The sequence below is a fragment of the Paenibacillus sp. Mc5Re-14 genome (assembly GCF_001049835.1).
GTDB lineage: Bacteria > Bacillota > Bacilli > Paenibacillales > Paenibacillaceae > Paenibacillus > Paenibacillus polymyxa_C.
In genome coordinates this window covers 120,001-143,016 of the sequence record NZ_CVPD01000002.1, presented here as the reverse complement: position 1 = coordinate 143,016, position 23,016 = coordinate 120,001, and the positions used below count along the sequence as shown (strand labels likewise).

The following is a 23,016-nucleotide window of genomic DNA, read 5'->3' as shown; positions in this document are numbered from 1 at the left end:
ATTCAGCAGTTCTTCCTGAAAGAAGACATTTCCTGCCTTAAACAAAATGTGCTTGAATTCGTCAACCTTCTTTTTCGAATTTGCAAAATATTTGAAATGGGTAAATATACCTTTTTGTGCTAAACTAAAAAAGGTAGGATTTAGCAAGACAGGAGGTTGCAAGTATGGCACCTATCACATTATTTTTCATCCCGTATGCAGGTGGATCGGCATCAGTCAGCTTCAAGTGGAAAAAGCTGCTGATCCCACCAATTAAACTTGTCCCTTTGGAATTGGCGGGCAGAGGTATTCGTTCTGGTAAACCGCTAAAGGATAGCATTGAGGAGATGAGCGAGGATCTGCTGCACCAAATCAGCCAAGAGTTAGTTCCTGGCGATCCTTATGCCATATACGGTCACAGCATGGGAACAATGATTGCGTTCGAGCTGTATTATAAGCTGGTGGCCGGAAGATATGGGAAGCCGGCTCATCTATTTGTTTCGGGTGGACGAGCACCGCATGTCCCGAGAAATGTCCCGTGGTTACATGATCTGCCCGCAGATCAATTTAGAACACATTTGCGACGGTACGGTCAGCTTTCGGAAGCCATTTTTGACAATCAGGAATTGTATGACTATTTTATGCCAGTATTAAGAGCAGATTTCAAAGCTGTCGAGATGTATAAGTATATGGATAAAGATACGCCTTTACATTGCCCTATCACCGCCCTGACAGGACTGACCGACAACACGGTGACCCTACAAGATGCGGAGGCGTGGGCACAGCATACGGATCAGCAATTTCGTGTGTTTACCTTTGAAGGAGGACACTTTTTTATTGATGAAGTAGAACGAATTACAAACATTATCAATGAGTCTTTGGAGCTGAGTACAGTGACTAGTAGAATACAAAATTAAAAAAGAGGTGATTTTTAGTGACAGTAGGTGTATTGGCACATTTGTTTGGCAAGTTGCCTTATCGTGAGTTGGCTGCAAAGGTAGGTGAAGCGGGCTTTACTCATGTTCAGCTTGCTCCATGGAGAGCGATCAGCGATGTCGATTTTAATAAACCTGGCAAGTTCAATCCAGGATTAGCATCGTCTATCGCAGAGGAATTTCGTAAGCATGGGATATCCATATCAGTGCTCGGTTGTTATTTGCATTTTTTTGTACAGGATGAGGATTTGTTACGTGAGAATGTAGAGCGTTTCAAAGAGCTGATCCGATATGCGGGTCTGTTAGGAGCACCAATGGTCGCAGCTGAAGTTGGACGCAATGAGGACGGGACCCCTTATTCGGAACGGGACTGGAGAGTTGTAAAAGAAGTTGTACGAGAATTAGCAGATGAGGCGGAAAAATGGGGGGTATTCGTAGGATTGGAAGCTGCTAACGATCACTTGGTCGGAACAGCAGCAGAGCTTGCTACCTTCTTGGAAGAAGTGCCCTCTTCACACATTGGCGTTGTGATTGATCCGGGTAATTTGCTAAAAACGGAAAATTTGGCCCGACAGGATGAGATCATCCGCGAAGCTTTTCAGCTGCTGGGACCTCGGATTATCGCAGCGCATGCCAAAGACCGGCGTCTGTCATCATCAGGTGAGATCGAGACCGTACCGCCGGGTTTTGGTGACATGAACTATGGTCTATATATGGAACTGCTGGAGCAGTACAAGCCAGGGGTCCATATTATTATGGAAGCTGCTCAGGAGCATGAGATGGCTCAATCCAAACGCTATATCGAAGGTCATCGGATTGCGGCTCAGAAAGCACAGCAAGTGCAAACGAAATCATAGACACTTTCATATTCATCAATAATTCGGTCATGATTCAGGAGACTTGGAAGCGCCTACTTTTCCAAGTCTTTGTTCATTTGTTTAGCCTTGCATTACCGCCACCATCACCATCACCCAGCTTGCCAAAAAAGCCAGCCCGCCAATCGGGGTGATGGCTCCAAGCTTTTTCACACCCGACACACTAAGAATATACAGACTGCCGGAAAACAGGAGAATGCCCACCAGCATAACCCAACCAGCGGTTACAATAAGAGAAGAATGGACCAGGTTGCCTGCAAGAACTCCCAGCAGCAACAAACCCAAACCGTGAGCAATTTGATATTGAATTCCTGTCTGGAATATGCTCATCATGTCTGCAGAAAGTCTTTTTTTCAACGCATGCGCCCCGAATGCTCCCAGAGCTACAGCTAAAAACATCACAATACAGCCAAGCAACAGCAACACTTTCATGATTTAACGCCTCCTTGTGAAATAGTACCGATTCCTATCGATTTCGTCAATTTTCCTTGTGCAACTCTAAACATATAGAATTTTTCGACTCTCATTTGGCAACTAGTGTGGTATATTCTTGCCAGGGCCAATGTGAAGCATTTGGAGCTATGGACAGCGTGTCCTCCACCTTTGTAACGGGAAAGTGAGGTGATGGCGCTGTCTTTTTATGCTGTCGTTTTTCGGAACCAAATTTTGAGTAAAGCCAAAATTGATAATGGAGAGGATGAATGCAAAAGTGATCAGTAGAAAATCTGTGTTCAGAAAATCTGTCTCTATGGTCATGTCAGCCATTTTGGTACTTCCGTTAAGCTTGGGCTTATTTCAGGCCGAACCCGACCGTGCATCAGCCGCAACCCCTGAATCGACACGCTTTCTGCAAATGTATAAACAGCTAAAGGACCCGGCTAGCGGTTACTTTTCAAAAGAAGGTATCCCTTATCATTCCGTTGAAACACTCATGAGCGAGGCTCCTGACTATGGACACTTAACGACCTCGGAAGCATACAGCTACTGGATGTGGCTGGAAGTTCTCTATGGTCATTATACCGGGGATTGGGGTCATTTGGAATCAGCATGGGACAACATGGAGAAATATATCATTCCTGTTAATGAGGGTGACGGTAAGGAAGAGCAGCCTACAATGAGTAACTATAACCCGAACAGCCCTGCCACTTATGCCGCAGAATATCCGCAGCCGGATCAGTACCCAAGCCGTCTGAGTGGTCAGTATGGTGCTGGCAAGGACCCGCTAGACTCTGAGCTGAAGGCAACCTATGGCAACAATCAGACCTACCTGATGCATTGGCTGCTGGATGTAGACAATTGGTACGGTTTTGGCAATCTGCTGAATCCGTCGCATACGGCGACCTATGTGAACACCTTCCAGCGTGGGGAACAGGAATCGGTCTGGGAGGCCGTACCGCATCCATCGCAGGATAATCACAAGTTTGGCAAGCCTAATGAAGGTTTCATGAGCCTGTTCACCAAGGAAAATAATGCTCCTGCACAGCAATGGCGCTACACGAATGCCACGGATGCGGACGCACGGGCGGTTCAAGCCATGTACTGGGCGAAAGAACTGGGTTACGACAACCAGGTATATTTGGACAAAGCGAAAAAGATGGGAGACTTCTTGCGTTACGGCATGTACGATAAATACTTCCAGAAAGTAGGAAGCGCTTCCAATGGAAGTCCGATTGCTGGCACGGGCAAGGATGCCAGTCTTTATCTAATGGCATGGTATACGGCTTGGGGCGGCGGGCTGGGCCAAAGCGGCAACTGGGCTTGGCGGATTGGTGCCAGCCATGCACATCAGGGCTACCAGAATGTCGTTGCTGCATATGCGTTATCCGATAAGGATAGCGGATTGATACCAAATTCACCTACGGCAGGACAGGACTGGGCGACCTCGCTCAAGCGCCAATTGGAATTTTATACTTGGCTGCAATCTGATGAGGGGGCCATTGCAGGTGGAGCAACGAATAGCTGGGATGGCGCCTACAAGGCGTATCCCTCTGGTACGAGCACTTTTTATGGCATGGCTTATACAGGGGCTCCTGTATACCAAGATCCACCGTCCAACAACTGGTTTGGAATGCAGGCTTGGCCTGTCGAGCGGATTGCGGAGCTGTACTATATTTTAGCCAAGAAAGGTGACACTTCGTCTGAGCAGTTTAAAATGGCTAAACAAGTGACGGAAAACTGGATCGAATGGTCCAAGAGCTATGTATTTGCTGACGAACGGCCTGTAACAGACGCGCAGGGATACTATTTGGATGCACAAGGCAAGCGTATTCTGGGTGGCAAAAATCCGAAGGTAGCCACTACAGCAGCTAAAGGTGAGTTCTGGCTGCCGAGCAATCTGGAATGGAGTGGCAAGCCTGAGACTTGGAGCGGATTTGCCAATCATAAAGGGAATGCCAATCTTCATGTAGTAACAAAAAATCCAGGACAGGATGCAGGAGTGTTGGGCAGTTATGTGAAAGCGCTGACCTTCTTTGCTGCCGGAACAAAAGCTGAAAAAGGAGACTACACCGAGTTAGGCAAGGAAGCCAAAGATCTGTCCAAAGCCTTGCTTGATGCAGCATGGGGCTATAACGACGGCATAGGAATTACAACGAAGGAAGCACGTGAGGATTATTATCGTTATTTTACTAAAGAAGTATATATCCCGAGCGGATGGAGTGGCAAGACTGGGCAAGGAAACACGATCCCAGGCACAGACGCTACACCGTCTGATCCGGCCAAGGGTGGCAATGGTACGTATTCCAGCTATAGCGACATCCGTCCTAACATCACCAAAGATCCGCAATGGTCCTATCTTAAAGACAAATACACGACTTCATGGAACAAACAGACCCAAAAATGGGATAAAGGTGCACCAGAATTTACGTATCACCGTTTCTGGTCCCAAGTAGATATGGCAACTGCTTATGCAGAGTATGACCGTCTCATTAATGGTAGTGGACCAGCCGAACCTACAGCTCCTAAAGCTCCGTCAAATGTGAAGGCAAGTGCAGGGGATGCACAAGTTACACTAACTTGGAGCAAAGCGACAGGTGCTGATAGCTACACGGTTAAGCGCTCCACAACCAGTGGTGGCCCGTATACCACGGTAGCAACGGTAACTGACGCCACTTACAAGGATACAAGGGTGGTGAATGAAACCATTTATTATTATGTAACAACTGCAACAAACTCCTTAGGAACCAGCCCGGATTCTGCTGAGGTCAGCGCCAAGCCAACAGCAGCGCCGATTCCGGCAAAGGGAGATGTAATTGCCCAATACCGTGTGGGCGACACCAACCCGGGAGATAACCAGATTCGACCACTCTTCCGTGTCGTAAATAAGGGGAAAGAGGCTCTGGATCTGAAAAACGTTAAGCTGAGATACTACTATACCGTAGATGGCGATAAGGCGCAGGAGTTCCACTGTGATTATGCGCAATTAGGCAGTAGCAACATTCAGGGACGTTTTGTGAAACTGGATAAGGCCGTTAATGGGGCAGACTACTATCTGGAAATTTCCTTTGGAGCCGGTGCGGGAAGCCTGGCAGCTGGAGAAAATACGGGAGATATCCAGATTCGTATGAACAAGTCAGATTGGAGCAACTATAACGAAAGCGATGATTTTTCCTATGATGCAACCAAGACCTCTTATACAGATTGGGAGAAAGCACCTCTGTATATAAACGATAAACGTGTCTGGGGTCTGGAGCCTTGATTGTGAACTAAATGTTGAGCACGGTGGGCGGAACGTGAGTATGCTTGAATTCACTTCCGTCCGTTTTTTTGTGATCGGATTCGTGGTACACTATGATCGTTACATCATTACATATCTGACCGAGGTGACCTGAGACATGAATGACAATTTGGCACAGGCTCTGAACGAGCAAATGAACTTTGAATTTTACTCTGCTCACGTATATCTGGCGATGGCTGCTTATTGCTCCAGTGAAAGTCTGGATGGGTTTGCAAACTTCTTCCTGGTACAAGCGGAGGAGGAACGGTTTCATGCCATGAAACTGTATAGATACATTAATGACCGTCGAGGACGCGCCACATTGGCAGCATTACCGGAGCCCAAAAATAGCTATGATTCCATGCTGGATGTATTTGAACATGGCTACAAGCATGAGCAGCAAAACACACAAAAATTTTATCATTTGGCTGACTTGGCCCTCGATGCACGTGAGCATGCGACGATCCATTTCCTGAAATGGTTTATTGATGAGCAAGTCGAAGAGGAAGCTCTGTTCGATAGTGTTATCCAGAAGCTTAAGCGCATTGAAAGAGACAGCAATGCCTTTTATATGCTGGACAGCGAGTTTGCCAAACGCAGCTTTGTTGCCCCTGCGGAATAACACAGCATACAGGTTGCGCATGAAATTCCCAGAGACAGGAGACAGCATTCTTTGGGTCTACAAAGTAATGGAGCCCGGTTTTCGGGCTTTTTTGCTTTCATTTTAATTACGGACTTTCCAACCCTCAAGGGATATTGTTATTTTAAATGGAGTTATAGAAAAATTTAATTTGTCGCTGAATGGTTAGCATGCTACAGTTATGTTAACTTTTATATCTGATTAAAAAGATAGGATTAGTTGTAAAGTCGTTTGCGTACATTATTACAGCACTACAGGGAGGCGGGGGACTATGAGCGAGATCTATCGTCTGGCACGACAAGAGGACGCAGAAAGATTGCAGTATGTAACGTATGAGGCATATGAAACAATTCGGCAGTTAGAGCTTAAATGGCCTGCCGCTCAGGCAGACGTTGCTCTCATTCAAGAGAACATTAAAAATAATGATTGCTATGTGCTGGAAGTCGATGGTGTCATCCAGGCTACCGTTAGTCATCTAAAAAATAGAGCCCTTAATTTTATAACTGATCTTCCGTTTGTGATGTGGTTTGCCGTAGATCCGGCTGCCCAGGGCAAAGGATATGGTAAAAAACTGCTGAACTGGGTAGAACAAACGGTTATTCGTGATAAGGTCGGAGCTCCTGCAGTGACATTAGCGACTGCGGAAAAACATCCTTATTTATTATCCATGTATGAGCGTTGGGGATATGAACGTATTCATGCTTTTGACCATGGAACAGGGGACGGGACGATGCATTTACTGCGTAAAGTAGTGAATCCTGAATTATTCTCCACCTACATCCATGAAAAGAATGAAGCCGAGACTGCTCATCGAAATTAGACCCGATCACTGGGGAAGCCTAGAGTTCGCAGCAGAAATTCCAAAATGTCGTCAGGCAGACTGTGCTTGCAGAGGAGCTTGCCTTTAATGTGTATGGTGTGGAAGAGCGATAACAGATCATGACCTTCTCTCAAGAAAGCAACCGAAGCGGCGGTGTTTTCGAGTCATTGCGACTGAGAGAGGGTTATTTGAGCTGTGGACAAATTGACAGAGATACATAAAAAGAGTAACGTAATTGTATATTTATTTAATCCATATAAAATTAATCGGATTAATCGAATCTAAAGTTGTAGAAATCTGGCCATATTAAGGAGGAACTTATTTGAGCAACTCGCAATCTGGCACGACCAAACGCCGTATAATAGCTGAGGATTTATATCGATTTCACTGGGTTAGTGATCCGGCTGTTCATCCCACGAGTGGCGAAATCGCTTACGTAGAGCAGTGTATTAATAAAGAACGGACAGACTATAACTCGGCAATTTGGCTGTTGCCGTTTGAAGGTGAAGCTCCGATACCCTTTACATACGGACCGAAAGATGAAACACCTGTCTGGTCACCGGACGGATCACAACTTGCTTTTCTCCGTTCGACAGACGGCAAGCGCCAGGTATGGATTATCCCAGCACGCGGGGGAGAAGCCCGACGACTTACGCACATAGAGAACAATGTTCGTTCATTATCCTGGTCGCCGGATGGAGCCTACATATCGTTTGTAGCAAAAACTGCTGAGAACCAGTCAAGTTCTACATGCGATGTAGGTGAGCAGGAGACACATCTTGAGGGACGAGTGGTTAATCGAACAAAAGCTAAATCCGACGGCTATGGGCTGTGGGATGATACTCGTGATCACTTGTACGTAACTGATGTCACTTCAGGGCACACGGTTCAACTGACGTCCGGCGCTTATGATGTGGCGGAGCCCGTCTGGTCACCGAATGGCCAACTGATTTTATTTGTCGCTAGAATAGCGGAGCATTCCAAAGAGGATACGGATTTACGCAAGCAAAATGATTTGTTTACGATAGCTCCTGCGTCTTCTAATGGCAATGCGGCAGCACCGTTTAAGTTGACTCATTCCGAACTTCAAATCGAGAGTGCTGCTTTCTCTCCCGACGGCACAATGATTGCCTTTTACGGTCATGATCGCCATGCCAAAGGCGCTACTCAGACTCGGCTGTATACGGTTGCCTCCAGTGGTGGGACGGCAGTATGTGTTAGTGAGACGCTTGATGCTCACCTCGGTAATGCGGGTATGAGCGACATGCGTTCACATCTTCATGTAGGACCACCACGCTTCAGTGCGGACGGTCAATCCCTGTACACGCTGGTAACCATTGAAGGAAATGTGCACGTATATCAGTTTGCCCTTGATGGAACTTTTAAAATTTTAACCCAAGGAGAACGGGAAATTTATCAATTTGAGCTTACTTCAGATGAACAGCATATCATTGCCGCTTCCACTGACGTCGCTTTGCCAGGTGATTTGTTCCGAATTGCAATCCATTCAGGAAACGAAGAACGGCTGACACGAGTGAATGATTCTCTGCTTGATGAGATTGAGATCAGTGTGCCTGAGAGCTTCTGGACTGAGGTTGAGGATGGTCGACGCGTGCAGGGATGGGTGATGAAGCCAGCTGGTTTTAAGGAGGGAGGATCTTATCCTGCCATTTTGGAAATTCACGGCGGTCCCCATGCCATGTATTCCAATTCTTTTTTTCATGAGTTTCAGTTGCTGGCCGCTCAGGGGTATGCAGTCATCTATACGAATCCGGGAGGAAGCCGAGGGTACGGACAGTCTTTTACCAATGTTGTCCTTGGAGATTACGGCGGACGTGACTACACCGATCTACTGAGCGCCGTGGACGAGGCTATACGCCAATTCCCACTCATTGATCCGGAAAGACTGGGTGTCACAGGAGGCAGCTATGGTGGCTTTATGACAAACTGGATTGTCGGGCATACGGATCGTTTCCGAGCAGCTGTGACCCAGCGCTCCATATCTAATTGGCTGTCGATGTATGGGGTGAGTGATATCGGATACTCGTTTACTGAAGATGAAGTTGGCGGAAATCCATGGGATGATTTCGAACTTTTGTGGAGGCAGTCCCCGCTGGCTTATGTGCAGCAAATCAATACACCGCTGCTCATATTGCATGGAGAGCAGGATCTACGTTGTCCTATTGAGCAGGGGGAGCAGCTGTTTACAGCATTACGTCGTTTGGGAAAACCTACTCAATTTGTCCGTTTCCCAGCTTCAAGTCACGAGCTTTCACGAAAAGGGCACCCACAGCTTCGCGTGGAACGACTGCAACGTATTACCGACTGGTTTGTCCAACACAAAATTTAAGTCTCATTCGATTTGTAGTGTTTATGGAAAAATGTCAGGTCCTAATCTTAGGACTTGGCATTTTTTAATGTGTCTTGCATCCATTCTCTTAACCTCATTTAATGCTGGTGCTGGGTCACGATTTACGGTTATCATAGACGAAGATATTATTCGTTCATCGCTTCTTGCTTACATTCATATTCAAAAGGAGATATACAATGGCTGAGCCCTTAAAAAATATGTACACGGAGGAATTCCTTCGTCTATTCGGTGAAAGAGTACAGGCTGCATACAGTCCATTCGACATTGAAGGATTTATCCATCAAGTTATGGACCAAAAATGGGATGAGCTAGAGCTAAAAGAACGAATACGGCGTATTTCGTTAACATTAGGAGCGTTTTTGCCTAGTAGTTATGAAGAAGCTCTTTTTATTTTATTTGCCATAGATGAGTACTGTAGCGGGTTTCCGTACTTGTTTTTCCCCGATTTCGTAGAGGTATATGGGCAGGGAGAAGAGCATTGGGACCTGTCCATGAATGCACTGGAGCGATTTACATCAAAATCCTCTGCGGAGTTTGCTGTGAGGCCCTTCCTTCTGCGTGAACCAGAACGGATGATGCGGCAGATGACGACCTGGGCGGCACACCCCAGTGAACACGTCCGCCGTCTTGCCAGCGAAGGATGTCGTCCACGGCTGCCCTGGGGACAGGCGCTGCCTGTCTTCAAACGTGACCCTGCTCCGGTATTGGCCGTATTGGAACTACTGAAGGCCGATCCATCATTGTATGTACGTAAAAGTGTAGCCAACAACCTGAACGATATTGCCAAGGACCATCCCGATATTGTCATCGCAACGGCTCAACGGTGGAAGGGGGCACATCCTGACACCGACTGGATTGTGCGCCATGGCTGTCGATCCCTGATTCGCAAATCCATCCCTGAAGTGATGGCCATGTTCGGCTATGCGGATGATACGGATGGGGTGCCGCTAGTTGCAGCTGCCTCTCTCACCACAGACCCTATCGTGTTAAAGATCGGTGATCACTGTGAGTTAAGCTATGTGCTTCAGCTTCGAGAAGGTGAATCCGTACGAGTCCGCATCGAGTATGGCATCGACTTTGTTAAGGCGAGAGGACAGGTCTCACGTAAACTGTTTTTGCTTTCTGACAAAACCGTCTCTGGAGGAACCCGTTTAACGGGTACACGAACACACCGGTTTGCAGACCTGACAACTCGTCGCCATTATGCGGGAGCGCACCGAATTGTCCTGCTCGTAAACGGGCAGGAAGTGGCTTCTACAGTGATAGACATTGAGATGTAGATTACAATAATAGTAAAGAAAAGAGTCTGTATGCAGGCTCTTTTTTGTCGTTTGCTTTACAAATTTTATTTTTTTTCCAAATAAATTAATTCTGGTATTAGAACCTGGTACTAAGACGTGTTATACTACTTAAAGGAAGTTGCTCTTATCTTATGTATAAAGGGGAAGGTATAACTTGACTGATCAGCAACAATGGCTTGCGCCTGAATATTACAATATGACTTCGGAAATGGAACACCATGAGGCTGGTAAGACAGCACTCAAGTGGTTAAGTGAGACAGGAGAATACGAAGAAATCACATACGGAGAGCTGTTGAAAAAAGCAAACCGGCTGGCTGGAGGACTTGCAAGTCTGGGATTTAACAAAGGGGACAGAGTTCTGGTCGTAGTACCACGGCGTATTATTGCATATGTCATTTACCTGGCATGCTTGAAGCTGGGGCTTGCTGTCATTCCATCTTCAGAAATGCTGCGGGCCAAGGATATTGCATATCGGCTTCGCCATTCGGAAGCGCGCGCAGTCATTGCCTGGACCGACGTAACAAGTGAAGTAGACAAAATCAGCGATGATTTGCCTGCTTTGGATTATCGCATTGTAGTCCCTGGGGACCGCACAGTAGGTGCGCAAGGCTGGCTCGTGCTGGATGAGCTGATGGAGGGACAGGAAGATATTTTTGAAGCTGTGAAGACACACCGTGATGACATGGCCATTCTGGCCTATACTTCGGGCACCACAGGCAATCCTAAAGGTGTTGTACACAGCCATGGCTGGGGATATGCCCATCTGCGGATAACATCACCATGGTTGGATATTCGAGCTTCAGACATCGTATGGGCTACTGCCGCACCTGGCTGGCAAAAATGGATTTGGAGTCCGTTTTTATCAGTACTGGGAAATGGAGCGACCGGATTCGTATATAATGGTCCGTTTCGTCCGGGGCGCTATTTGCAGTTGCTGCAGCAATATGGAGTTCAAGTGTTGTGCTGTACACCGACGGAATATCGGATTATGGCAAAAACGGCTGGTTTGGATCAATATGATCTATCCCGATTGCGAAGTGCTGTTTCTGCGGGAGAACCGCTCAATCAGGAGGTTATTAACAAGTTTCAGGAGCAATTCAACATTACGATTCGCGACGGTTACGGTCAAACAGAAAGTACATTAATTATTGGTAATCTAAGAGACGTACCTCTGCGCACAGGTTCGATGGGCAAATCCATTGCACCGGGACTTGTTGAGGTCGTAGACGAGGATGGTATTCCGCTGGCTCCAGGGCAAGTGGGCGATATTGCAGTGCGTGCTGATCTGCCGGCATTGTTTCATACGTACTATCATGATCCAGAGCGCAAATTAGCGAGTGTACATGGAGATTATTTTGTAACGGGCGACCGGGCTCGAAAGGATGAGGATGGATATTTCTGGTTTGAAGGACGCGGTGATGATATCATTATCAGTTCTGGCTATACCATTGGTCCTTTTGAAGTAGAAGAAGCGTTGATAAAGCATGATTCTGTGCAGGAATGTGCAGCGGTAGCCAGCCCGGATGAAGTCCGTGGACATGTCGTAAAAGCCTACATTGTACTCAAAGCCGGAATAGAAGGATCACCAGAGCTAGTGAAGGAACTGCAGCATCATGTGAAAACATGGACGGCACCATACAAATATCCACGAAAAATAGAGTTTATTGAAGAACTTCCTAAAACCAGCTCAGGCAAAATACGAAGAGTGGAGCTGCGTGAACTGGAGAAACAATCCGTACTGTAGTGATGAAATCATTTAATATAATCAAAATGGAACAGGAGCGTGGAAAAATGAATCCATTTGAATCATTGTTGGAGCAATATGCAGAACTGGTCGTAAGAGTAGGAGTCAACATTCAGCCTGGACAGGCGATGTTGGTAACTGCACCACTGGAAACTGTCGAGTTTACACGCCTGATTGTCAGCAAAGCCTATGAAGCAGGCGCTAAATATGTACAGGTAGAGTTTGAGGACGATTCCATTACACGCAGTCGTTTTGAGCATGGCGACGAAGCCAGCTTTGATTACTACCCTGCTTGGAAGGCAGAAATGATGGAGAAATTCGCCGAAGAGGGTGGAGCCACATTAACGATTAAAGTGCCGAACCCGGATTTATATCAAGGTATTGATCCGCAAAAAGTTTCTCGTGCGACAAAAGCGGCAGCTACGGCGAGAGAAGGCTTTTCCAAATATACCCGCAATCACAAAATTAGCTGGTGTTTGATTAAAGCTCCGACGAAAGCCTGGGCCGATAAAGTGTTTGCGGATGTAGCAGAAGAAGACCGCATTCGTGTTATGTGGGATACGATTTTCCAAATGAATCGTGTAGACGGCTCTGATCCCATTCAGAATTGGCAAAATCATTTGAAAAATCTTGAACAGGTACAAGATAAGCTGAACCATAAAAAATATAAAAGCCTGCACTATCGTGCGCCCGGAACAGATTTGAGAATTGAGTTGGCTGACGGACATATTTGGCGCAGTGGTGGTGGTGAAAACGGGCGCGGAGATTATTTTGTCGCGAATATGCCGACAGAAGAAGTATTCACGATGCCTAAGCGTACTGGTGTCGATGGTCACATTACAAGTACCATGCCGCTTAATTTAAATGGGCAGCTGGTAGATCGCATTACATTTACCTTTAAGGACGGTAAAGTCACCGAATATACAGCAGAATCCGGTGAGCAGCATCTCACTCATTTGCTCGCTACAGATGAAGGAGCCAGCTACCTGGGGGAAGTTGCCTTGGTGCCGCATGATTCACCGATTTCTAATCTCAACCGCATCTTTTATAATACAGGTATCGACGAAAATGCTTCCTGCCACCTGGCTTTAGGCAGTGCGTATCCATTTAACATCGAAAATGGGACACAAATGAACCGGGAGGAACTACTCCAGAACGGTGCCAATGTCAGCCTGACTCATGTTGACTTCATGATCGGCTCAGCTGAGCTGGATATTGACGGTGAACTGCAAGACGGAAGCAAAGAGGCTGTGTTCCGCAAAGGAAATTGGGCTATTTAGTTTTGCCTTTTCTTAATCTCTATTCAATCAACCCGCAAACGATCTGATTCGTTTGCGGTTTTTTTTAGCCTAATTTTCATATCTTTACTTGTTTTGTAAAATGTAAAGTGCTAGGATAAGTTCAAACAATAATTTAAACAACGTTTTAAATATAGTTTGAATTTTTGTTTGTTTTGCTTAAGCGGCCCGTTTCATTTGCCCGTTTGGATTAAACTAAATAGGAGGAGGAAAAACATGAGTCACCCAGACAAAAAACAACAGACCAAAGAAAAAATTCTACAGTCTACGCTGAAATTTATTCAAAAGGAAGGTTTCGAGGCGGTTACAATCAGAAAAATTGCTGATCTGTCTAGCACTAATATTTCTTTAGTTAATTATTATTTTGGCTCCAAAGAAAATTTGCTCAGTGAAGCTATTGAAGTGATCCTAAACAGCTTTCAGCACACATTTTCCGTTTTGGACAATACAGCGATGCCTCCGCAAGATAGACTGAAACAATTTTTACTTAACTATTTACAGGTCATTCGCCAATATCCAGAGCTACTGTCGCGAATTATTGTGATGGGCAGCACACCCTTTACATCTCAACAGGAATACGGAAGATTTTTAAACATGATGGGGTTTCCAAAGGTCCAGAACACGATCAAGGAGCTGACAGGTGAGCAACAGCCGGAGCGGTTGTTAGCAATGATGCTGCAAATATTCGGAGCTATTTTTCTGCCTGCACTGATGAGTCCGATTCTTGAGTCTGGAGCAGTTGTGGAAATGCCCACAATAGAGGAACAATTAAACCTGCTATTTGAAAGATATTTCGATCAAAAATAAATCTCAGGGGTGAATACCATGGAATTTTTGAGAAAATATTGGCAAGATGCAGGAGCCATCATTGGAGTGGCTGTATGTATTGTTTTGTTTTTGAATCCCGACATGTTTTCTGATATATCAGGAATATTATGGTTGAGCTTTGTGAATATATTGTTTCACCAATTTGAGGAATACCGCTGGCCTGGATATTTTGCGGGTTTATTTAACAATATTTTGTTTAAAAGTGAAGCCCCAGATCGTTACCCCTTGAACCCTAATTCAGCGATGATCATTAATGTGGCCATTGCCTATGTATTTTATCTGCTCCCCGTATGGTTCCCCCACGTAATCTGGCTCGGACTCGCACCAGTTTTGATGGGATTCTTCCAGGTCGTCTGGCACGGTATTGTTGTCAATCTCAAAGCAAAAACGGTATATAACCCTGGTTTGTGTACGGCACTTCTCCTGCATGTCCCTATAGGAATCTGGTATATTCATGAAATCGTAAAGAGAGACATCCCAACGGCAATAGACTGGATTGCAGGCACAATCTACTTTGTTTTTGCTGTATACATCTTCATTATCAAAGGGAATATATGGTTTAAGAAGAGTGACTCTCCTTACGCCTTTTCTAAACAACAGCTAGGAATTTATGATCGCAGGTAGGATATGTTAGAAAATCACAAATGTGCTTGTTTACAAGTTGGATACAAGTAGAGGTATTCTCGAAACGAGGTTCGGTTACACTTGGTTTGTACCCAAGAACAAGGAAAGAGTGATCTTATAATGAAACCTACACATCAATCTCGTAATCGTAAAAAGTTAGCTTGCAAGCTGGTCACCACCAGCGCTTTATTGGCTATAGGTTTTGCTGTAATGACAGGATGCGGCAATAGCGGAGAAGCAAACTCAACTGCTCCCTCTACAACGAAATCAGCCACACCATCTGCCAGTAATTCAACAGATCAGAACACAGACATCCATACCAACGAGCAAGATACTCACACTAACAAGACGAGTACAGATCTCAGCAAGCCTAGTGTGGATGCGGGAAGTTCCAAGGGAAGTTCCAAAAATACTGGAAAAGAGTTTGATCAAGGTTCAACCTCGACACAGCATAAACCTGCTAGTAGTACAGCCTCACCTGACAGTAAATACAGCTCTGCAGCTGCTATATTGAGTGCAGCCAAGCAGGGGACGTTACCCAATCTGCCTAAAGGTCTTGGTTTGGGAACTAGCAGCGATCTTTTGTTTGAGCTTTGGGGGAAATCCGATTCTGGTTCTACAGGCCCTATGAGAAGTTACGCTAAATATCATACAGATCTCGTACTGGATGGAAATGATAAAGTTACAGAAATTACTTCTTCCGATTCAAAATATAAGAAGTTGCTTATCAAACAAGTTATTGACGAACTGGGCCAGCCCACAGAAACAGTTGACACCTCTAGAGACATATCCGGCACAGCAGAAGCTAATTATAAAATCAACAACACATCAGGTCTTAGTTATTATTTAGTATTTTCCTATCAAACCAAAACGCAAAAGGTCAGTTATGTTCGATTATATTTTAACTCGATGACGCCATAATTAGATTTAGATGTATAAAAAAGAGAGTCGTTTCCATTACGATCATGGAGGCGACTTTTTCGGTTCATTGCATTTTTAGAGGATGACATTTATAATGTTAAGTGATTGATTAATCACTAATCAGAAAATTTGTGATAAATAAAAGGATGAGAAAATATGGCTAAAGCAACATCAACATCAATAAATCGCCAAAAGGAAATCATATCTGCTGCTATTGAAGTCTTTGCGGAGATGGGCTACTATCGAGCTACAACAGCCAAAGTTGCGGAACGGGCTAATATTTCTCAGCCCTATGTTTTTCGCTTTTTCGCTACTAAAGAAGCCTTGCTTATTGAAGCCCTAAAGGTATCATTTGCACGTATCATAGACTCTTTTCACCGGGTCATTCAATCGGTTTCGTCGGAACAGTTAGAGCAAGAACTGATTGCAGCCTATTCGCAAATTATGACGGAATATCGAAATGAAATACTTTTGCAAATGCAGGCACAGACAATCCGTGAGGATGTGGTTATAACCGTGATGCAGCAGGGGTTACGTGAGATCCATACGACAGTTTATGACGCTTTCTGCCAGGCTGGTATTGAACAAGCCTTGGAAAGAACAATGCTTTTTCTCGCCAGAGGAATGCTATGTAATATTTCAATGTCGCTGGATCTGCCAGAACTGATGAAAACAGACGATTAATTGGTATGTATGCAGTAGAGTCGCGCTTTTGCGCGGCTTTTTTGTGTGCTTTTAATTGTACAAGACATGAATTGTTAGTTTGAATGAAAATGACTAGCTAAGTTGACAAGAGAAGTGAGCCTCGCTATTCTTATACCTATAGGGGTATATGTATTAAGAAATTAAAACTAAACTAAACTAAACTAAACCCCACAAAAAAAAGGCGGAGGTACCACTATGTCATCAACTAGTCATATCGAAGCAGATCAGATTCTTGATTGCAAAGGGCTTGCTTGTCCTATGCCAATTGTAAAAACAAAAAAAGCTATGGATGAGCTTCTCGCCGGGCAGATTATGGAGGTTCAAGTGACTGACAAAGGTTCGTTAGCAGATTTTCAGAGCTGGGCCCAAGGCACCGGACATCAGTATTTGGGCACTTTTCAAGAAGGAGTTGTCATGCGACATTATCTACGCAAAGCAAATCCGACTGATGTGAAGGAGGAGCAAACATTTCCTTCCACGATAAGTCATAAAGAGCTGCAAGCAAAATGGTCTGCAAAGGAGAATTTCATTTTGCTGGATGTTCGTGAACCCGCCGAATTTGCTCTTCAACACATCCCAGGATCTAAGCACATCCCCCTCGGAGAACTGGAGAACAGACTCGCTGAGCTAAATCTGGAAGATGAAATCGCAGTGATCTGCCAAGCTGGAGCACGCAGTGAAAGGGCTTGCCGGTTATTGGCAGACAAAGGCGCTAAAAACGTCAAATCTGTGCTTTCAGGCATGTCCGGCTGGGCAGGAGAAATGATGGGGTACGATTCTATATGAGTACAGCAGCAAGAACTTATGCAGAGAATCAAAAGCAGGCTCAGCCCAAAACAACGATTATTTTATTCAGCGGTGAGCTGGATAAAGCGCTTGCTGCATTCATTATTGCGAATGGAGCGGCAGCATATGATCATGAAGTAACTATTTTCTTTACATTTTGGGGACTAAATATACTGCGTAAGGATGAACTCATGCGCACCCATAAGGGAATGCTCGAAAAAGCCTTTGGCTGGATCATGCCTCGTGGACCGAGAAAGTTAGCACTCTCCAAAATGAATTTTGTCGGATTGGGACCACAGATGATCAAGCATGTCATGAAAAAGCATAATGCGCTCTCTCTTCCAGAGCTTATAGAGTTAGCACAAGAGCAGGGGATCAAGCTCGTCGCTTGCACCATGACCATGGATTTGTTAGGACTTCAACAAGAAGAGCTAATAGATAGTGTGGAATATGCTGGAGTAGCTGCCTACTTGGGAGATGCATCGCAAGGACAGGTGAATCTATTTATTTAGGGTATCCTATTTACTTTTTTGGTTTATAATATACCTATACATGTATATGGTAAGTCAAAAAAGGAGTGCATTGCTTATGGATTACAATTACAGTGATGAACTGAAAACGCGCTTGAGAAGGATTGAGGGCCAGGTACGTGGAGTACTTCGTTTAATGGATGAGGGCAAGTCGTGCAAGGATGTAGTCAGCCAGCTATCAGCTGTACGCAATGCATCAGATAAAGCAATCGCCCAGATTGTAGCAGAAAATCTGCAACGCTGCATATTGGAAGAGCAGGAAGCTGGAGGAGATACGGATAAGCTGGTTAAAGAAGCAATTCAGCTGCTGGTGAAAAGTAGATAATTTATAGTGAATACACGAAAGACTAAGATTAAATAATAGCCGAATTAAAAAGGTTCGCTGCCCTAGTTGGTAGCGGGCTTTTTTTCGGACAACTTTAGGAATGGAATAAGCCTCTGTTTATACAGAAGTATAGGAGTGTAAATAACCCATAAGAAAAATAACTTCTTCCGGAGGGCATAGGTATGGACGTATTTGTCACGATTGGTGTCAAATTGATCATCAGCTTTTTTGGCCTATGGCTTATTACTTTTATTACAGGTCGGAAAACACTCAGTCAGTTAACACCGCTCGATTTTCTGACATCATTGGTATTGAGCGAAATTGTAGGGAATACGTTATATGACGATAAGGTGACCATTTGGCATCTTTTGTTTGCTTTGGCACTATGGTGCGCGCTGGCCTACTTTTTCGAAAAAGCGACGACCCATTTTGTGAAATTTGGATACATGGCAGAAGGTCGAACAGTGCTGCTCGTGGATAAAGGGCAGGTTAATCAAGAATTGCTGGAGAAATATGATATAGAATTTACACAGCTACTCTCCATGCTACGCCAGCAAAATATTTTTTCTCTGCGTGAGGTCTTGTACGCTACGTTAGAGACGAACGGCTCATTGTCAGTCATGCGCAAACCCGAATATGAGCCACCCGCTGCTCAGGATATGGGAATAGATGCACAGCCTGATCTTTTTTCTGTTACTGTCATTGATAAGGGAAGGTTGCTAAATGAATCTATGCGCGGGAAAACAATTGATGTAGAGCTGATAAAAGCGAAGGCGCGAGAGCAGGGATATGACAGCATCAATGAGATTGCCTATGCAGAGCTTAGCGAGGATGGAACGCTCCATGTAGTGCCGATGAAAGAGAATAAAAATCAAAAAAGTGGTGGATCTATTTAAATGAATGATCATCTCCTCATGAAGAGGACTGTTTATTTGTCTTTTTTCTTTTTTTAATAACAATAAAGATAAATAGTAACAAAGGTAGGAAAATTTGAAAAATAGGAAACCAAGAATTAAGAACAAATTTTCGACCGATTACCATGTGATGAATATAGTTGGGCGACAAAAAAGAAAGTCCATAAATAAGTGCTGCAAGGGGAAGAATCCATTTTTTAAATCCGACTCCGGTTATTTTTTCAAGTCCTATTACAGCACCATAAAAAAATAAAGACATTTTGATGACCAAGCCAAGAAAAAGAAGCAAGGTGAAAAGGGCATCCATTCGTTCGAACAGATCTGCTAATTCAATCAACTGAACGGCTTCCAAAAGAGGAAGTGTGCTATTGGCGGCGATCTTGGGTCCGAGAACAAAAATATCCAATTGATTAACAAATGTTAGAGCAAGTGCGGTCATTATATAGGCAAAGGAAACGGGTTTTGTGAGATTCCGGCCTTTATGTACAAGCGGATAAAATACAAGAAATAACAAAGTTTGTCCGAATGGAAAGGAGATAAGCTCAGGAATAGCGGCTTTAAATATCGGTTTCCATCCTTCCTCTAAAACCGGAAGGGAATTTTCCAAGTGAAAGAGACCAGTTGCCGGAATTAATATACTAATTATGGCGTATCCAAGTACAAAAAAAGGGAAAAGGAACAAGCAAAATAAGAACAATGCTTTGCAGCCGTAACGAACCGTGTTGGATACAACCACGATTGTGATCAAGATGATGATCCACAAAGGGGTTTGGCGGAGCAGAGTCATTACGGTCACCTCGCCTAAATCGCGTATGTTCCGAGAAGCTTCATATGTAAAATACATCACAAAAAGTAAATTGATGAGTGTACCGACATATTTCCCTGTGTAACGGCGAAACAACATGAACAAATCTAACTCAGGATCTTGATGGTGAATAGCAAGATGGAGCATTAGCAGAAGAAGTCCTGCTAATGCTCCTATCAACATGACTAACCAAGCATCTTGCTTTGCTTCAGCCCCCATTAAAAACAAAGTTGTACTTCCAACTTCAAATAAAGACATACAAATGATCAGCTCGGATACTCGGATTGTATTTTGACGCATTGCTTCACCTCTCCCTGTTTATTTCATTTCAACAGTTCGTTAAAAGATTTTTCGAATAATCCTGGACGTGCAAGTTTCATTTTTACACCTATTTTTATATCCATGTTTGCGAACTCTTCAGGCCATGTCTCTTTTATTTTTTTCCAGTCTTTTGGGTACTTGTGATGAATTTTATTTCCAACACCAATAAGGTCGATATTCTTTTGCTGTAAGGCTTTCCAGCCTTCCTGAATTTGCAGTTTGATCGTTTCTGCTGCTTGCATCTGCAATTGACCTACACTTTGCATATCTTTCATTTCTCTTTGAGAAGAGGCTGACAGAAGATCCCCGGTAGCTTTAACGTCAACGTTGAGGTAATAATGATTTAAATTCTTGATTGGCGTAACCTTAACCTTGGCTTTCCGGATGAGGAAAGCGGACGTAACATTCCCATCCACATAGTTTACAGTAGTGTTTTTAATCTGGTTGTTTAACCATGAAACCCCTATACTTTCCTTTTCATTTAGGAAGCCGACTCTCTTGTCTTTCTGAAAAATGCTTAAGCCCGATAACTTGAGTTTATTTTTGGCGGAGGTTTCCTTGAAAACATCAACAGATTCTAGTTTCTCCGGCTCGGAACCCTCAAGAGATATTTCTGGAACTCCGGCTGCACTATCGGAGCTAATTTTCGAAATAAATTCATACATGGATATTGCAGGGTAAATTGATCCTAATTTGCTATCTCTTTCTATAATCTTTTCTAAAGCTTGACCAGGAATTTTCTCTGGTGGTACAAGCTTTTTTAAAAAATTACGAGCCTCTCCGTTGGCAATGAATACTTTTACAGTTTCTCGTGAATCAAGGTTGCGGAGGTAAATATCAATAATCTCTTCAATGCCTTGTTCTGCTGCTTTTTTTCCAATAACGAGTATATTATTTTGGGCAAAATATAGTTTGCGTGGGTATTCCAGGCTACTCTTCGTAACGGTCTCTCTCAATGTTTTTCCATGTGTAGAAAAGGTATGTACAGCGCTTTGCGATGCCCCCGAGGAAGTACCACCTGAGCCAGTCGTCATGGCTGATGGAATGATGATTTGATAAGTATTGATCCAGTCGCCCTTATGTCCATCAATTCCAGTTGCTGTTGTGATGGCTAATTCGTTCAATTCTGTTCGATCTACGCACCCTGTAAGTAATAACCCTGCAATAAACAGAACATAACTAACTCTTAATTGCCGCACCATTGATCTCTCCTATTTTTGGGTATCAGGCTTATGACCACCTTCAGTATCATCCGAACTAGCAGGGTATTGGTGAGCTGCCTGTCTTGTCTGGTTATGGCCTGACTTTTCGCTAGGTCTGGTTTTCATAGCCCACCACGGAACTCTGATGATAAGGTCCTTCATATTAGTTTTAAAGGTGGGGCTATAGGGAACAAAATAATCAACTCCGAATGACTTGAGAGATACAAGGTGAATTAGAAGGGGGATAATTCCTATCAGAATACCAAATAAGCCTAGAGCCCCCGCCAGTAGCATAAGTGCAAAACGCAACAACCTGACCGCTGAAGCCATAGCAAAATACGGGATGACAAAGTTCGATATAGCTGTGAAGGCAACAACGATCACCATTGCACCTGAGACCAGTCCGGCTTGCACCGCCGCCTGTCCGATAACCAGAGCTCCTACAATAGAAACGGCTGGTCCGATGACCCGTGGCATTCGCACACCTGCTTCACGAATCACTTCAAACATTAATTCCATCATTAAAGCTTCCAATAATGCAGGAAAAGGAGTTCCTTCCCGTTGAGCCATTAGCGTAATCAACAGCGTGGTGGGGATCATTTCCTGTTGGAAAGTCGTCAAGGCTATAAATAGAGAGGGAAGCAACAATGAGACTAGAAAAGATACTACACGAAGAGCCCTTAAAAAAGTTGAAATGTCATATCTCTGGTAGTAGTCTTCCGCCGTTTGAAAGAAATTAAAGAAGGTTACAGGTGCAATCAGAGCGAATGGCGTCCCATCAACAAGGACAGCTACTTGTCCGTCTAAAAGGCTACCAGCGACTGTATCCGGACGCTCTGAGTTTAGCATGGTGGGAAAGAGACTAAGTGGTTCATCCTGTATAAATTCTTCGATGTAGCCACTTTCAAGTATGCTGTCTGTATCAATGGATTGAAGCCGTTTTGTAATTTCCTGTATGACTTCTGGCTTAGCGACATTTTCAATGTAAGCTAACATGACTTTGGTTTGTGTATATCGCCCAATAACGTGACTTTCAAATTTAAGGTCAGGTGTCCGCAATTTTCTTCTGATCAGTGTAATGTTGGTTGAGATATCCTCCGTAAATCCTTCTTTAGGACCCCGTACTACGGTCTGAGTACTGGGTTCCTGAATAGCCCGTCTTACTCCGCCTGCGATGGAAACTACCAATGCATAGTTGTTTCCGTCGATGACAATGACAGCATTCCCGGAGAGGATGGCTTGATATACTTCATTTTGCGAATGTATCATTTGAATATTTCCAGACGGAATTGTGTTTTTTAACAAAGAAGCTGCAGTATTTTCCTTAAACATAAAAGTATCTGCGGAGCCCATCTCTGTAATCAAGCTCTCCATTAA

21 protein-coding genes (1 of these 21 only partly in view) are annotated in these 23,016 nt (G+C 44.3%); 17 read left to right on the top strand and 4 right to left on the bottom strand.

The features are described 5' to 3' along the window. Positions 1-164: 164 nt before the first annotated feature. Positions 165-896, top strand: coding sequence for a thioesterase II family protein (locus BN1546_RS25545; protein ID WP_090739241.1), 732 nt, complete (start codon positions 165-167; stop codon positions 894-896). Positions 897-913: 17 nt separating this feature from the next. After that, entirely contained in the window at positions 914-1,771 is an 858-nt protein-coding gene (locus BN1546_RS25540; protein ID WP_090739240.1) for a sugar phosphate isomerase/epimerase family protein, read from the top strand. Positions 1,772-1,852: 81 nt separating this feature from the next. On the opposite strand, the gene BN1546_RS25535 is transcribed toward BN1546_RS25540, so the two are convergent. Beyond that, positions 1,853-2,221 carry a DUF423 domain-containing protein gene (locus BN1546_RS25535; protein ID WP_090739239.1) on the bottom strand — a complete coding sequence of 123 codons (369 nt, stop codon included), beginning with the start codon at positions 2,219-2,221 and terminating at the stop codon, positions 1,853-1,855. 316 nt (positions 2,222-2,537) lie between these two features. On the opposite strand from BN1546_RS25535, the gene BN1546_RS25530 reads away from it, so the two are divergent. From BN1546_RS25530 to BN1546_RS25460, 15 genes are all read left to right on the top strand, one after another. Then, a complete protein-coding gene (locus BN1546_RS25530) occupies positions 2,538-5,486 on the top strand; it encodes a glycoside hydrolase family 48 protein (protein ID WP_176702376.1) in 2,949 nt (982 codons plus the stop codon). Between the two features lie 136 nt (positions 5,487-5,622). Further along, the gene (locus BN1546_RS25525; RefSeq protein ID WP_013371107.1) at positions 5,623-6,126 is read left to right on the top strand and encodes a ferritin; all 504 of its coding nucleotides are present in this window, start codon (positions 5,623-5,625) and stop codon (positions 6,124-6,126) included. Positions 6,127-6,415: 289 nt separating this feature from the next. Next, complete coding sequence (locus BN1546_RS25520) at positions 6,416-6,964, top strand: GNAT family N-acetyltransferase (protein ID WP_025675225.1); 549 nt, start codon at positions 6,416-6,418, stop codon at positions 6,962-6,964. 322 nt (positions 6,965-7,286) lie between these two features. Then, a complete protein-coding gene (locus tag BN1546_RS25515) occupies positions 7,287-9,314 on the top strand; it encodes a S9 family peptidase (RefSeq protein ID WP_064963765.1) in 2,028 nt (675 codons plus the stop codon). A gap of 197 nt (positions 9,315-9,511) precedes the next feature. Beyond that, positions 9,512-10,615: a DNA alkylation repair protein gene (locus BN1546_RS25510; protein ID WP_090739237.1), complete on the top strand. Its 1,104-nt coding sequence runs from the start codon at positions 9,512-9,514 to the stop codon at positions 10,613-10,615. 175 nt (positions 10,616-10,790) lie between these two features. Next, complete coding sequence (locus BN1546_RS25505; protein WP_090739236.1) at positions 10,791-12,380, top strand: acyl-CoA synthetase; 1,590 nt, start codon at positions 10,791-10,793, stop codon at positions 12,378-12,380. Between the two features lie 47 nt (positions 12,381-12,427). Continuing rightward, on the top strand, positions 12,428-13,660 hold the full coding sequence (locus BN1546_RS25500) for an aminopeptidase (protein ID WP_013371113.1): 1,233 nt from the start codon (positions 12,428-12,430) through the stop codon (positions 13,658-13,660). Between the two features lie 234 nt (positions 13,661-13,894). Further along, on the top strand, positions 13,895-14,485 hold the full coding sequence (locus BN1546_RS25495; protein WP_090739235.1) for a TetR/AcrR family transcriptional regulator: 591 nt from the start codon (positions 13,895-13,897) through the stop codon (positions 14,483-14,485). A gap of 18 nt (positions 14,486-14,503) precedes the next feature. Further along, the gene (locus tag BN1546_RS25490; protein ID WP_090739234.1) at positions 14,504-15,130 is read left to right on the top strand and encodes an HXXEE domain-containing protein; all 627 of its coding nucleotides are present in this window, start codon (positions 14,504-14,506) and stop codon (positions 15,128-15,130) included. A gap of 120 nt (positions 15,131-15,250) precedes the next feature. Next, on the top strand, positions 15,251-16,051 hold the full coding sequence (locus BN1546_RS25485) for a DUF4309 domain-containing protein (RefSeq protein ID WP_014599748.1): 801 nt from the start codon (positions 15,251-15,253) through the stop codon (positions 16,049-16,051). Positions 16,052-16,207: 156 nt separating this feature from the next. After that, positions 16,208-16,735, top strand: coding sequence for a TetR/AcrR family transcriptional regulator (locus tag BN1546_RS25480; protein WP_090739233.1), 528 nt, complete (start codon positions 16,208-16,210; stop codon positions 16,733-16,735). Between the two features lie 216 nt (positions 16,736-16,951). Beyond that, the gene (locus tag BN1546_RS25475) at positions 16,952-17,542 is read left to right on the top strand and encodes a sulfurtransferase TusA family protein (RefSeq protein ID WP_090739232.1); all 591 of its coding nucleotides are present in this window, start codon (positions 16,952-16,954) and stop codon (positions 17,540-17,542) included. Continuing rightward, positions 17,539-18,054 (top strand): DsrE/DsrF/DrsH-like family protein, encoded by a 516-nt coding sequence (locus BN1546_RS25470; protein ID WP_090739231.1) that lies wholly within the window; start codon positions 17,539-17,541, stop codon positions 18,052-18,054. Before BN1546_RS25475 ends, BN1546_RS25470 begins: the two co-directional genes overlap by 4 nt. Positions 18,055-18,130: 76 nt before the next feature. Then, a complete protein-coding gene (locus BN1546_RS25465; RefSeq protein ID WP_013310304.1) occupies positions 18,131-18,397 on the top strand; it encodes a metal-sensitive transcriptional regulator in 267 nt (88 codons plus the stop codon). A gap of 182 nt (positions 18,398-18,579) precedes the next feature. Continuing rightward, positions 18,580-19,293, top strand: a complete 714-nt coding sequence (locus tag BN1546_RS25460; protein WP_090739230.1) for a YetF domain-containing protein — start codon at positions 18,580-18,582, stop codon at positions 19,291-19,293. Between the two features lie 16 nt (positions 19,294-19,309). On the opposite strand, the gene BN1546_RS25455 is transcribed toward BN1546_RS25460, so the two are convergent. The 3 genes in view from BN1546_RS25455 to BN1546_RS25445 are tightly spaced (at most 23 nt apart) and all read right to left on the bottom strand, a layout consistent with a single transcriptional unit that may run on beyond the window. Next, complete coding sequence (locus BN1546_RS25455; protein WP_090739229.1) at positions 19,310-20,416, bottom strand: GerAB/ArcD/ProY family transporter; 1,107 nt, start codon at positions 20,414-20,416, stop codon at positions 19,310-19,312. A 23-nt stretch (positions 20,417-20,439) separates the two neighbouring features. Further along, positions 20,440-21,639, bottom strand: coding sequence for a Ger(x)C family spore germination protein (locus BN1546_RS25450; RefSeq protein ID WP_090739228.1), 1,200 nt, complete (start codon positions 21,637-21,639; stop codon positions 20,440-20,442). Positions 21,640-21,648: 9 nt separating this feature from the next. Next, positions 21,649-23,016: the 3' portion of a spore germination protein gene (locus BN1546_RS25445; protein ID WP_090739227.1), read on the bottom strand. It continues 252 nt past the right edge of the window; only the last 1,368 of its 1,620 coding nucleotides appear in the window; its start codon lies off the right edge, out of view; its stop codon occupies positions 21,649-21,651.

Bases quoted from the DNA above. Each gene is read 5' to 3' on its own strand.
- BN1546_RS25545 (WP_090739241.1), top strand. From the start codon at position 165: ATGGCACCTATCACATTATTTTTCATCCCGTATGCAGGTGGATCGGCA.
- BN1546_RS25495 (WP_090739235.1), top strand. From the start codon at position 13,895: ATGAGTCACCCAGACAAAAAACAACAGACCAAAGAAAAAATTCTACAG.
- BN1546_RS25510 (WP_090739237.1), top strand. From the start codon at position 9,512: ATGGCTGAGCCCTTAAAAAATATGTACACGGAGGAATTCCTTCGTCTA.
- BN1546_RS25475 (WP_090739232.1), top strand. From the start codon at position 16,952: ATGTCATCAACTAGTCATATCGAAGCAGATCAGATTCTTGATTGCAAA.
- BN1546_RS25535 (WP_090739239.1), bottom strand. From the start codon at position 2,221: ATGAAAGTGTTGCTGTTGCTTGGCTGTATTGTGATGTTTTTAGCTGTA.
- BN1546_RS25520 (WP_025675225.1), top strand. From the start codon at position 6,416: ATGAGCGAGATCTATCGTCTGGCACGACAAGAGGACGCAGAAAGATTG.
- BN1546_RS25480 (WP_090739233.1), top strand. From the start codon at position 16,208: ATGGCTAAAGCAACATCAACATCAATAAATCGCCAAAAGGAAATCATA.
- BN1546_RS25530 (WP_176702376.1), top strand. From the start codon at position 2,538: ATGGTCATGTCAGCCATTTTGGTACTTCCGTTAAGCTTGGGCTTATTT.
- BN1546_RS25490 (WP_090739234.1), top strand. From the start codon at position 14,504: ATGGAATTTTTGAGAAAATATTGGCAAGATGCAGGAGCCATCATTGGA.
- BN1546_RS25450 (WP_090739228.1), bottom strand. From the start codon at position 21,639: ATGGTGCGGCAATTAAGAGTTAGTTATGTTCTGTTTATTGCAGGGTTA.
- BN1546_RS25455 (WP_090739229.1), bottom strand. From the start codon at position 20,416: ATGCGTCAAAATACAATCCGAGTATCCGAGCTGATCATTTGTATGTCT.
- BN1546_RS25465 (WP_013310304.1), top strand. From the start codon at position 18,131: ATGGATTACAATTACAGTGATGAACTGAAAACGCGCTTGAGAAGGATT.
- BN1546_RS25470 (WP_090739231.1), top strand. From the start codon at position 17,539: ATGAGTACAGCAGCAAGAACTTATGCAGAGAATCAAAAGCAGGCTCAG.
- BN1546_RS25460 (WP_090739230.1), top strand. From the start codon at position 18,580: ATGGACGTATTTGTCACGATTGGTGTCAAATTGATCATCAGCTTTTTT.
- BN1546_RS25500 (WP_013371113.1), top strand. From the start codon at position 12,428: ATGAATCCATTTGAATCATTGTTGGAGCAATATGCAGAACTGGTCGTA.
- BN1546_RS25485 (WP_014599748.1), top strand. From the start codon at position 15,251: ATGAAACCTACACATCAATCTCGTAATCGTAAAAAGTTAGCTTGCAAG.
- BN1546_RS25525 (WP_013371107.1), top strand. From the start codon at position 5,623: ATGAATGACAATTTGGCACAGGCTCTGAACGAGCAAATGAACTTTGAA.